Annotated in this window: 11 protein-coding genes; all 11 read right to left on the reverse strand. The window is 37.8% G+C overall.

What is annotated here, in order from left to right; genetic code table 11:
- Positions 1-155 precede the first annotated feature (155 nt).
- The 11 genes from CD122_RS06140 to CD122_RS06190 all read right to left on the reverse strand — a co-directional run bounded on the left by CD122_RS06140 (position 156) and on the right by CD122_RS06190 (position 11,919).
- A complete protein-coding gene (locus CD122_RS06140) occupies positions 156-1,184 on the reverse strand; it encodes an alpha/beta hydrolase (protein WP_103358115.1) in 1,029 nt (342 codons plus the stop codon).
- A gap of 42 nt (positions 1,185-1,226) precedes the next feature.
- Positions 1,227-2,294: a YkvI family membrane protein gene (locus CD122_RS06145; RefSeq protein WP_103358116.1), complete on the reverse strand. Its 1,068-nt coding sequence runs from the start codon at positions 2,292-2,294 to the stop codon at positions 1,227-1,229.
- Positions 2,295-2,678: 384 nt separating this feature from the next.
- Positions 2,679-4,112, reverse strand: a complete 1,434-nt coding sequence (locus tag CD122_RS06150) for an MDR family MFS transporter (protein ID WP_103358117.1) — start codon at positions 4,110-4,112, stop codon at positions 2,679-2,681.
- Between the two features lie 370 nt (positions 4,113-4,482).
- Entirely contained in the window at positions 4,483-4,983 is a 501-nt protein-coding gene (locus CD122_RS06155; RefSeq protein WP_103358118.1) for a hypothetical protein, read from the reverse strand.
- 117 nt (positions 4,984-5,100) lie between these two features.
- Positions 5,101-6,117 carry a FecCD family ABC transporter permease gene (locus CD122_RS06160; protein ID WP_103358119.1) on the reverse strand — a complete coding sequence of 339 codons (1,017 nt, stop codon included), beginning with the start codon at positions 6,115-6,117 and terminating at the stop codon, positions 5,101-5,103.
- Entirely contained in the window at positions 6,114-7,115 is a 1,002-nt protein-coding gene (locus tag CD122_RS06165; protein ID WP_103358120.1) for a FecCD family ABC transporter permease, read from the reverse strand. Before CD122_RS06165 ends, CD122_RS06160 begins: the two co-directional genes overlap by 4 nt.
- Positions 7,116-7,133: 18 nt before the next feature.
- On the reverse strand, positions 7,134-7,937 hold the full coding sequence (locus CD122_RS06170) for an ABC transporter ATP-binding protein (RefSeq protein ID WP_103358121.1): 804 nt from the start codon (positions 7,935-7,937) through the stop codon (positions 7,134-7,136).
- A gap of 202 nt (positions 7,938-8,139) precedes the next feature.
- Positions 8,140-8,973: a YitT family protein gene (locus tag CD122_RS06175; protein WP_103358122.1), complete on the reverse strand. Its 834-nt coding sequence runs from the start codon at positions 8,971-8,973 to the stop codon at positions 8,140-8,142.
- Between the two features lie 391 nt (positions 8,974-9,364).
- Positions 9,365-9,724 (reverse strand): hypothetical protein, encoded by a 360-nt coding sequence (locus CD122_RS06180; protein ID WP_240624132.1) that lies wholly within the window; start codon positions 9,722-9,724, stop codon positions 9,365-9,367.
- A 51-nt stretch (positions 9,725-9,775) separates the two neighbouring features.
- Entirely contained in the window at positions 9,776-10,408 is a 633-nt protein-coding gene (locus tag CD122_RS06185; protein WP_103358123.1) for a Panacea domain-containing protein, read from the reverse strand.
- A gap of 284 nt (positions 10,409-10,692) precedes the next feature.
- Positions 10,693-11,919, reverse strand: coding sequence for a NupC/NupG family nucleoside CNT transporter (locus CD122_RS06190; protein ID WP_103358124.1), 1,227 nt, complete (start codon positions 11,917-11,919; stop codon positions 10,693-10,695).
- Positions 11,920-12,267 lie beyond the last annotated feature (348 nt).

Consider the following 12,267-nt stretch of genomic DNA (forward strand, 5'->3'; position numbering starts at 1 on the left):
CGCCTATCATCCTTTACGCTCTGATGTTCATATCACATTTTAATAGCTTATATATAATATAGCGTTTTTTATAAAAGTTGTCGCTTTCCAAGATAAACAACCATAAAAAACTCGGGGTTAGACAATATGATTTCTGTCCGACTCCCGAGTACTTATTATTTTTTGTCATCATACGGGTTCAAGTTAATTTCCGTATGCACTGTTGTATCGACTTGTGTATCCCGTTTTGTTTGTTTCGTATGTCGACTTAAAAAGCTCAATATCCGCTTGAGATTCTCTTTAGACTCCGGCTTTTCTAAATGAAATTGATACTGATGTCTCAAATGATGCGAACCGTCATAAAAGTGTGTATCCACCTGTACATCATGGGCGCGCAATGCTTTCTCAAAAGTTGCGTTTTGTGTCGTGAATGGATCAGCATCGCCAACAGAAAGATAAGTTGCTGGATATTGTTTTGTCACTTGTTCCGCCGTTGACATTTCCGTAATATTTTTGAATTGATGTTCCCAATCTTTCACACCTGTGTAACTGCGCATAAATAAGTCGATTCTTGGAAACTCTGTCTCACGGACTGTTTGCATATCGTAAAAGCCACCTAAAAATATCGCCCCTTTGATTTGTGAAGGCGTGAACTGCTGTGGAAAGTCCATTTGGCGGCGCAACGTTTCATTCGTCTGAATCGCAGCAAATTGACTGTTAATCTGTGCACCTGCCGAATCGCCACCGATAATCACTTGATTCAAATCAACTGGTAGATTCTGTTCATTCGCTTTAATAAAGTCTACCGCGTGACGCATTTGAATCAATGGTGTTGGGTATTGATATTCCGGTGCCAAGGCATAATTGACATTGACGACAACATAGCCTCGTTCGACAATATGTGAGAGCAATGCGTTTTTATACTGCTTGTCTCCCGCAATAAAACCGCCACCGTGCGCCCAAAAAATAACTGGTAACTTATCATTCGCATTCACGTGATTTGGCATCAAGATGTCTAATTGACTGTTAGGCAAACCTTCCATATACGTAATATCCGTATATACCGCAACATTTTTATTTTGTACGGCTGCTTTATGTTTACTTTGTTGCTTTGTGTGCGTAAAAAAATAGCCGGCAACAAGACCGGCTATCACGAGTAAAACAATTGAAGAAATTATAAGCCATCTCTTGTTAAAGTATGTCATCACAATCTTTCCTTTCTCGGAAATTGTAACATACCTTAATGATTAAGCAATAAATTTCTTATCTTGTGATTTTCTATAAGCATACTTCACGATAACACCTGCAACGATAATTAAACCGATTGCCCCCATGATTGGGTATACATACTCGATTAACACTTCGAAACCTGCGAAGCTTAACGCATATGCAAGTGGTACGATAATAGAAATCATAATATAGTATTTTTTCGTATAAGGTGTTGTAAAACGTGCAGCAAATGAATATGACAATCCTAAAATTGTGTTATACATAACTGCAAGCATTACGATTGAAAGTACGAACGTTAAAATTGGTGAAATATTATTTGCTAGAACAAGTGTTGGAATCGCTGAATCTTGAATACTTGGATATTCAGATTGTAGTGCAAAGTTGATTAATCCTAATAGCACTAGGTATACGATACCACCCATTAGGCCGCCCATACCTGAAACCATACGTTTAGACGCGTCTCCACCGATGGCAACGAGCGTACTAAATCCAACAGCAAATGCAAGACCACCGTAGTTGAATCCTTTCCAAATACCTGCTAATAAGCTTGGTTCTTCAACAACACCGTTGATTTGTGAAAATGAAATAGAACCTTTAAATAAGTATGTTGCCGCAATAATCACTACTAGTACGATTAATACGGGCGTTACGAGACCAAGTGCACCGACGATTTTATTAAAGTCCATGAGTAATGTCAGATACACAAGTGCACACATGATTAAAGCACCCAGCCATACAGGTACGCCAAAACTTTCTTCAAATGTTGAACCTGCACCGGCAATCATTGTAATTGTTACGGCGAATAATGATAAAATCAGCACGTAGTCAATAATTAAACCAAATTTCTTACCAAATAAATACTCGAGTGTTGTTTCATGGTTATCTGCGTCAAATGCAGTCCCAATCTTTGCAACTTGGCGTCCGATAAATGTTAAAATAATCCCCGAAATAATGACACCAATATATGAATAAATACCATGTTTACTGAAGAATTGTAGCACTTCTTGACCTGTTGAAAAACCGGCACCTACTACAACTCCGACATATGCGAAAGCAATCTTAATTGCTTCTCTATATTTTTGCATCTGTTTTGACCTCCTCAATTTGCAAAACACGTTACACATTAAACCATAATATACGATTTATTTCAAATTTCTTTCTGTACGCGAAAATCTCAGAACCCTTGATAGCAAAGGGATTACAACGATATTCAATCAATTTTTAGCACTTTATTCATACGTCAAACTGTATATCAATACATATAAATAGCGTTAAACCGCATGAATATACAACAAAAATGGTAAAATTAACTATTTGCCATTAAATTCCTTCTATATTAATTGTGAGAAATGCGTATTACAGTGATTTTGTATCTTAAAGCAGCAAAATTACAACGCCAATACAAAGAAAAAGTACGTCGACAACCTTGATTTTTTTATCAATTAAGTTAGTCGACGTACTCTCATCATTTAAGATTCAACTGTATCTGTTTGTGTTTCACGCGATGCATTTGTCAATGTCATCGCAATAGCAATACCGATAATAATCAGCGCAATCGCAAATAAATACGCTGCGTGCATTCCTGCCGTCATCGCTTGGTCTGTAACTGCTTGTGTCACTTGTTCATGCTTACTCATTTCATTGTTTTGCACACCTGTTAAAATGCCGACAAACACAGAAATCCCTGCTGCCCCAGCAAGTGGCTGCAACACATTAAAAATTGCTGTTCCATGTGGATATTTGTCTTTTGGCAATGCGTTCAAGCCATTTGTACTTGCTGGCATCATAATCGCTGCCACCGCTACCATCAATAACATATACGCTACGATAAATTGCCATACAGGCACACCTGGGTGAATCGTTGTATAGAAAATCAGTACGACTAACAATGTCACCAAGCCCGGTAAAATCATTTTTCGTGGCCCTACTCGGTCAAATAAACGCCCCATTACGGGTGAAAGTAAACCGTTAAGCAACGCACCTGGCAATAAGATGAGTCCCGCTAACTTAGCAGAAAAGCCCATAGGTCCTTGAAGGTACATTGGCATGACAATTTCTGAAGCGAATAAACTCATCACGACAATAATAAAAATTAACATACCGCGTCTATAATTGCGGATACTTAAAATACGGAAATCTAAAATAGGTGTTTCCAGTGTTAATTGACGACGAATAAATGCGATAACACAGATAAGCCCTACAATGAAAGGTATTAGTATTTGAGCACTCATGATACCGCCTTCTGCTGAACTTACAGATGACACACTGTAAACAACACCCGTAATCCCTACTGTTGATAAAATCACCGATAGAAAATCAATTTTAGGACGTGTGACTTCTCCAACGTTTTGTAAATAACGCATCGCAAAAATAAATGCGAAAATCATAAATGGTATTACGCTGAAGAACAACCAACGCCAACCTAAATAGTCAACAATTACACCAGATAATGTTGGTCCAATAGCTGGAGCGAACATAATGATTAAGCCGAAAAATCCCATGACACGACCACGTACGGACACATCAAACATCAGTAACATGGCGTTCATAATTAACGGAATCATTAAACCTGTTCCAACTGCTTGAATCATACGCCCGGTTAAAAGCATTGGGAAGTTAACTGCCATACCAGAGATGAACGTTCCTAATGTAAACACAGCAATAATTCCTAAGAATAGGCGTCTTGTCGTAAACCATTGAATAATCAGTGCTGACAAAGGAGATATAATTGCCGTGACCATCATAAAGCCACTTGCCATCCATTGCACTGTTGTTCGAGATATATTAAATTGCTCCATCAACTCTTGTAATGCGATATTGAGCAAAGTTTCATTCAAAATCATAAAAAACGCACCAATTAGAAAAACGGTCATAATGATTTTGGTGTGTTGCTTTTCTGCCATCCAATCAAACTCCTTCATAATAAAGTAACTTTGCCATTATACACACTTGCGCTTTTAAATCAAAATGTTCTACTCACATTTATATAAATTTTAATTAAATCGTGCAATTTGCAATTATCCCTTATTCCCAAAATAATTGAACAGCCGTTATCTTGATTTAATACAACCTAGATAACGACTGTTTTTTTGTGTGTATTGGAAGGAGCAATAATCAGTGTGAGAATATAAGTGAGCGCCTTGGTAAGCGAGCAATCAAGAAATGATAAACGATGGTAATTAAATAGCTAAGCAACATATCTTACTCACACAATTGTATGAGCATGAATGCTACTTAGCTATTTACGAGATTTAATGGTTTATATTATGCAATCTATTTAGCATCTTTATACGCATTTAACTGATCAAAGTCTACAACGACTTGATCCATTCGCTTCGCTGTTTCTTTTAACACATTACGTGCTACCTTGTTGTTTGGATCTAACTTCAATATTTGTTTCGCCGTATTGAAGGCCTGCTTGTCAGAAATAACTGGTTCAGGAATCGCATGTAACAGTAACATCTGTAGTAAACTTTTCACTTCTTGTCCTTCTGTCAGCTCAATAGACGCTTCTGCATGATAATATGCTGCGTCCATCGCACCTGGTACATCGCTTAATGGATAAACGAGTAATAAGAAAGCAAGGTCGTGAATTTCAGACGTTTCATTTCCTTTGATCATATCGAGAAGGCACGTATAGTACATGACACTCTCTTGTTCGTGTGCACTTGAGATAAATGCCTCTTCAAATGCTAGAAAATCCGTTGCAGCCATTAAATTTTTAACTGATTCAAATTCACCGTTTAACACATGGTTTTTAATTAAATCTTTCATGGCTCTCCTCCCGAACAAATCCTGTCTAAATTTCAGTATCTCTAGTGTACCACAAAATGACATTCAACGCTTGTACAGAAGGTAAAAATTTGACGAATTCATACACATCTTTAATCGCTAAAGTGCACGTGTGCGATACATCAAGTATAAGAAGTACGGTGCACCTATAATTGCTACGACAACACCGGCTGGGACACCTGTTGGTTGCAAGACGACTTTACCAATCGTATCTGACACGACGAGTAACAACGCCCCTACCATTAACGCAATCGGTAAGAAAAGTTGATGGCGTGGTCCAACAATAGATTTCGCAATATGTGGTCCCATCAACCCGATAAAACCAATGGCACCGGCTACGGATACCGCTGCTGATGATAACATAACCGCAATCAAGACAAGTACTAAACGTTCTTTATTTAATGAAACGCCGAGCGCAACGGCAATGTTTTCATTCGTGTTCAAAATATTGAGTGCTTCTGCTTTATAAAAGAGATACGGAATCAATATAATCAACCATGGTAGGAAACACCAGACAAATGGCCAACTATCGCCCCAAATATTACCGGCAAACCATGTTGCGATAAATTCTGACTGGTCACGATCAAAAGTGGACATAATGGTCAATGCGCCACCTGATAATGCGGTAGACACACCAACGCCCACAAGTACCATACTTGCTGGAGACAGCCCTTTTTCACCACTGTAACTAAAGGTAAAAATAAAGAGTGCTGTTAACAAACCGCCAACCATACTAATGAAAGGTAAGACGTATACGAAGGAATCTGCATTAATTTGTCCAATTGCAATGAATAATGCAATCGCAAAGCCGCTTCCCGCATTGATGCCTAGAATACCTGGCTCCGCTAATGGGTTTTTCGTTACGCTTTGTAGCACAGCACCACTCATGCTTAATGCCATACCAGCAAGCAGTGTAATCATTACACGTGGCAAGCGGAAATCAATCAGAATCAGTTCATCCGCATATTCACCGTTACCGATTAATGTCTGCAAAATTTGGTTAAAAGACATTGAATATTCGCCTGTAGTCATACTCCACACAATTGCTGCAGCGAGTAATACTACAGAGGCTGTTAAAGTTATGCGTTGTTTAAGTTTATGCTTTGGATGAATCATATCGTACGCCCCCCTTTACGAATGAGGTATAGGAAGTACGGAACGCCGATAAATGAAATAATGGCACTCATTGGCGCTTCACCGAGCATACGTGCCAATAAATCTGCTGATAATACGAGAATACCACCTAACACGGCAGCCATTGGGAGCACCTTAACATAATCGGTCCCTACAAGAAAACGAACAATGTGCGGTACGATTAAGCCTACAAAAGCAATTTGCCCAACCATTGCCACTGAAATCCCAGCAAGCAACATCGTCACTAGTAAGCTAACACGTCGAATCATCCGCACATTTTGACCGAGTCCAGAGGCGAGTGTATCCCCAAGGCTTAATATTGTCAGCTGTCTGCTCATCAATATTAAGCATATAATCGCTAATAAAATAATCGGTGCACCAATTAACACCTGTTGCCAGTTCGTTCCTGAGACACCACCGGCACTCCAAAAGTTAATGGATTGATTGAGACGGAAAATTAAGGCGATACCCTGGCTCAGCGCAGTTAACAACGCACTGACTGCTGCACCGGCAAGAATGAGGCGCATTGGGTTAAAACCGTCACGACGCGATGAACCTATCATCAATACAATCATGCCTCCAAATACGGCACCGGCAAAACCTGCCATAATCAATACTAAAAATGGTGCGCCTGGATAAAATGCGAATGTCGTCGCTAAAGCAAATGCCGCGCCTGAGTTTAGACCGATTAAACTTGGGTCTGCCAAGCCATTTTTCGTGACACCTTGAATAACGGCACCCGCTGTCGCAAGCGATACGCCAACTAACACAGCACCAATATTTCGTGGAATCCGAATTTCTGAAATGACATTATGTGCTTGATTGGTCGGATCATAGTGAATGATTGCCTCTATAATAGTCGCAACATGGACACGTGCCTCTCCCAAGACAACAGACAAGATAAACACTGCACATAATACAATCAATCCCAGCAAAAATTGCAATGAAAAATTAAGATTGCTCACTTGTTTTCTTTTCATTCAAAACTTCCTCTATGTCTATAGTTTGTCATAATGCTTACATAATAGATTGTATGTGATGAGCATCGGTTTGCCCGTTCTTGGGTCTGTGCTCAATTCTGCATCAATGTTAAACACTTCTTCTAATATTTCGTTATTAAGTACTTCATGTGTCGTACCTTGTTTAATGATTTCGCCCTTTTTCATCGCGATTAAATGATCTGAAAAACGAATCGCTTGGTTAATATCGTGTAATACCATGATAATTGTTGTGCCGTGTTCAGCATTTAGTTCTTGAACGAGCTCTAAAATTTCAAGTTGATGTGAAATGTCTAAGTACGTTGTCGGTTCGTCTAAAAAGATAATATCTGTTTTTTGTGCCAATGCCATCGCAATCCACACACGCTGACGTTGACCCCCACTCAAGTCATTCACTGCACGGTGTTTAAAATCAATCGTGCCTGTCACACGCATCGCCCAATCAATTTCTTCTTTATCCTTCTCACTCAATCTCCCAAAACCTTTTTGATGTGGAAAGCGTCCGTACGATACAAGTTCGCCTGCAGTGAGCCCATCTGCCACATCAGGTGATTGTGGTAAAATGGCGATTTTTTTCGCGACTTCTTTCGTCGGTTGCGTTTGAATATTTTTACCGTCTAAGCAGATTTCACCGCTCTTCGTATTTAATAATCGTGATAGTGCCTTGAGTAACGTTGATTTACCACAACCATTCGGTCCAATAATGGAAGTGATCTGACCTTCGGGTATTGTGACGTCTAAGTTGTTCACAATCACGCGATCGCCGTAACCAATTGTTACCTCTTTCCCCGTTAATCTGCTCATTTGTCTCCCTCTTTCTCTATATAATACCTCTCATTTATATCAATCGTTCCATCTTATTGAGAATGATTATCATGCTTGACGTATTATACCATTTTTTTAGGCAGATGACTAACTGTTTTGTGTTACGCTTACATTACGTTTACATAAACAAAAAAGCGGTACGCACTATGGAAATGCATACCACTTTCATTCATTTATATTATTAGTCTTCTACCCAGAAACCATTACCATAAACATCACGAACATCATGGACAACGACAAATGCATCGGCGTCTATTTTGCGAATCATGCGCTTAGTTCGTGATAACTGTGTCTTACTAATTACAGCGTATAAGACATCCGTTTCTCGTTTTGAAAAGTAGCCGCGGCCATTTAATATCGTAATACCGCGACCGATGTCTTCATCAATCATTTTCGCAATGCGATCGGGTGACTTAGAAATAATCGTCACAGCTTTTTTAGGATTTAAACCTTCAATTACAAAGTCCATTACTTTCGTGCCGATATATAAACTGATGACTGTCACTAATGCGCGATCTAACGGAATAACCGTAAGTGAGATGAGTACGACGATTAAGTCAAAAAATAACAACGCATATGGCGTACTCACATCTAAGTATTTATTGGCAATGCGTGCTAAAATCGTCGTGCCTGCTGTTGTACCACCTGCCAACACAATAATCCCTATGCCGAGTCCAACGGCTGAACCACCGAACACCGCATTAATCATAATATTATCTGTGTGGACTTGCCATGACTCAGTCAAGCTCAAAAATAGTGAAATGAGCACTGTCGCAACGATTGTTAAATACATACTGCGTTTACTTAGGAACTTATAACCAATCACAATAAGCACTGCGTTGACCACAAAGTTCGTCACAGCTGGAGAAACATGGAATGCATAATATAAAATAATAGCCAAACCAGTTACGCCACCTTCACCTAAGTCACCAGCGATGATGAAAGCATTGACGCCTACCGCAAAGATTAATGAACCTACAAATACTAATATTAAATCCCTAACTGTTCGTTTCACCCAATCACACCCTTCTGCTGAAATTACCTTATCATAAGTCATACTATCACAAAATTGTCACATAACGAAACTGCGCAACATCAATTTTCATAAAGCACTCAAAATAATTCGTAAGTTTTCTGACTTTTTAGTTTACTTATCGTTCGACCTTCTGTATAATTAGAATTACCTTATTGGTTGTTTAATACAACAAATAGGATATCTCCTTTGTGTTGTTTATAGTGAGAATAGTTTTGCTCATAGGTAGGTATTGGCTCGAGTACCTACCTTTATGATTTATTTCCCGTGAAGGACGAACCTGCAGTGATGGTACTGTGTGTTCGTCCTTCTTTTAATAAAAAAACCGCATCCATTAAAGACACGGTTTTGTGTATATATTATTGTGGTGATATTAGTAATTAGATTGAATCAGTTTTGGATTATGCTGAAATAGTTCAGCTTTGCTTATTTTACAATTTTGAATGTGTAAGTTAGACGCTTCAATTGATAATCTTTTCTCTTTAATTTCATTGAATATGTCGTTAGGTAAGTTCCTGTGCTTTAATCGCATCATTTCAGGAAAATACTCACAATAAAACATTTCATAGCAATTGATTGCAGTCGTAATTCTAAAACCACATGCTTTGCTTTGTTCATAAGTTAAAATGTGATAGAGTGACTTTGAAATTTCTATGTTTGATATATTGAATTTTGCTTTGTTAACTACATTTTCAGTTTCAAAAAAATACAAGTTATGATTATCTTTATTCATAACTATAAATTGTCCCGCTCGAACTTTACTTTAGCAATAAATACTGAGCCGTCATGCATAAATCAATCTCCCATCAATTTTCTCAACAAAAATGCTGTCTTCTTCTCCTTCAAGTCCTTCTAACTCTTTATAGTCCCCTTCGTCCAACACCATACTTTCATCATAGACAAAAACATTGTCGCCAATTCTACTCACAATGTATTTATCTAGATCAATTTGACGATATATATCGTATATATCTCTCACTCTCGCTTTTTCTATCTCGGTTAAATCTTCAAAGTTGAGCCGTGGATTATAGTCGCTTTTTTCACAATCCTCTTTTCTATTCTTCCAAGGTGATTGTTCGTGAGTTAAATCTGTTAAGTACTGAGATGAGTAAGTGCCAAAAGCAAACTTAATAATTTTCAATAAGTTCAACGTTTCACTTGATATTTTTCCATTATCAGATTTAATGGATGACAATGAACCGTATTTGTGATCGATATAAATAGATTGGTATACAGGTCCATTTGTATAACCTATTGGCTGTTCATCTACTAGTTTTTCGTGGTTAATTGTGTAATTCATCATATCTGCAAAATAAATTAATTTGTTTAATGTCAAATTACCATCATAGCTGTTTTCTCCACTAGTCATGGTATTTTCTACAAACCATTTAGCAATAGTATTAACTCGATAAGTCATATGATCCCCTCCTCGTTCAAACCTATTTTTCACATCTTTTATCGCTAAAAATAGGTTTAAAAGGGCTGGGAAACCTATAAATAGTATCCCAACCTCATCGTAAAATTTCATCTATGTGCAGTGTGAAGAGTATCTTATTGCAGGTGCTACATTGCTTATATATATTATATAAAACTACAAGTACGCTATGTCAATTGTATATACGCACAATTATTTACTGATAACCATAAAAAAAACACGCCCGCTTCTCCATCGATAACGAACGTGTTTCTCCTTTTATTAACTTACCATGCAAATAAGCCTACAAATCCTGCTGTTAAGAGTGATACTAAAATCCCTGCTAATAACATCATCGGCACATATTTAGATACAAAGTCAGACGTTTTCTCATTAACAATCCCTTTCAATGTACCAATAATCATACCGATTGTTGAGAAGTTAGCAAATGAAATTAAGAATGTTGAAATGACTGCACGACGATGTGGATCATAGCTGTTCACTTCACCCGCGATTTCACCCATCACGACAAATTCATTCGTTACAATCTTCTTCGCCATTTGTTGTGCAACGATCCATGCATCATCAAAAGGCAAACCAAGTAACAATGCGAATGGATACATGAATACACCTAAGATTTGGTTCAAGCCAAAACCACCTTTAAGATGCATTAATGATGCGATGCCACCTGTAATTAAGTGGATTAAGCGATCTGCCAATTCAGCTAATGCAACAAAGCTGATAACAAACGCAATAATGATTAATACAAGCTTTCCGGCATTTAATACAGAATCTCCTAAGAATGAGAAGAACGGTTGACGTGCTTCATTAGAACGTATGTCGTAAATAATATCTTCATCCGCTTCAATCTTCACTGGATTTAAAATAGATGCGACAATCATCGCATTGACAATGTTTAATGGAATCGCTGTTAAAACGAGCTCTCCTGGAATCATTGTCACATAGGCACCGACAATGGCACCAGAGACTGAACTCATAGACATCATCGCAAGTGTAAGTACACGTGCTTCGTTCATACGTTTCAATTGTTCACTTGAAACCGCCAATGCTTCAGTATTCCCCAAGAACATCATCTCAATACCGAAGAAAGACTCAAACTTTGGTTGACGTGTTACTTTAGCAAGTACCCAACCGATACCACGAATCATCCATGGTAAAATGCGTAAATACATTAAAATATCAAAAAGTGGTACGACTAACAAGATTGGCAATAAAGCAGATACTGCCATATCCATTTGTTTGCCTGCCGTAAAACTACTAAACGCAAAGCCAATACCTGCAAATGCTGCATTAATTACCCAGGAAATACCTGCTGCTGCTTTTTCAACAACAAATGTACCTGCTGGGAAATATACGAAAAACCATGCCAAGATTAAGTTAAGCACAACTAAAACTGCCACAGAACCCCACTGAATATTTTTACGATCGCGTGAGAAAATAACAGCAACACCTAAAAATACCAGTAAACCTATGATATTAATTAATAAGAACATAACCCCTACCTCTAACCTTTCAAATATTTTAAATGAAATCAAAGTTATTATAACACGTGCTATTAGTTGTGAAAATGCAATTTGTGTGTCATGCAACATTACACTAAATAATAATAAAAATGCTGCCACAACTTTAATGTAATAACACTTGGCTATTTAACAACTATGTATGGCATATGCACAATTCAATCATGCACTGTCATATTCTACTTATCCTTATTTTTCTAAGATAATGTCATGAATTCCCTTTCATTTTTCGATAATTTTACACATTTGGCACTGAAAAGCTATTGCCACACCTTTTAAATAAAGGTATTCTATAAATGAAAATGATTATCATTAATGTTT

It is taken from the genome of Staphylococcus rostri, from assembly GCF_002902145.1.
Lineage (GTDB): Bacteria > Bacillota > Bacilli > Staphylococcales > Staphylococcaceae > Staphylococcus > Staphylococcus rostri.

What these genes read in the sequence shown, in the direction of transcription:
- CD122_RS06170 (WP_103358121.1), bottom strand. Translation starts at nt 7,937, where the DNA reads ATGAGCAGATTAACGGGGAAAGAGGTAACAATTGGTTACGGCGATCGC.
- CD122_RS06180 (WP_240624132.1), bottom strand. Translation starts at nt 9,724, where the DNA reads ATGAATAAAGATAATCATAACTTGTATTTTTTTGAAACTGAAAATGTA.
- CD122_RS06145 (WP_103358116.1), bottom strand. Translation starts at nt 2,294, where the DNA reads ATGCAAAAATATAGAGAAGCAATTAAGATTGCTTTCGCATATGTCGGA.
- CD122_RS06160 (WP_103358119.1), bottom strand. Translation starts at nt 6,117, where the DNA reads ATGATTCATCCAAAGCATAAACTTAAACAACGCATAACTTTAACAGCC.
- CD122_RS06140 (WP_103358115.1), bottom strand. Translation starts at nt 1,184, where the DNA reads ATGACATACTTTAACAAGAGATGGCTTATAATTTCTTCAATTGTTTTA.
- CD122_RS06150 (WP_103358117.1), bottom strand. Translation starts at nt 4,112, where the DNA reads ATGGCAGAAAAGCAACACACCAAAATCATTATGACCGTTTTTCTAATT.
- CD122_RS06155 (WP_103358118.1), bottom strand. Translation starts at nt 4,983, where the DNA reads ATGAAAGATTTAATTAAAAACCATGTGTTAAACGGTGAATTTGAATCA.
- CD122_RS06185 (WP_103358123.1), bottom strand. Translation starts at nt 10,408, where the DNA reads ATGACTTATCGAGTTAATACTATTGCTAAATGGTTTGTAGAAAATACC.
- CD122_RS06165 (WP_103358120.1), bottom strand. Translation starts at nt 7,115, where the DNA reads ATGAAAAGAAAACAAGTGAGCAATCTTAATTTTTCATTGCAATTTTTG.
- CD122_RS06190 (WP_103358124.1), bottom strand. Translation starts at nt 11,919, where the DNA reads ATGTTCTTATTAATTAATATCATAGGTTTACTGGTATTTTTAGGTGTT.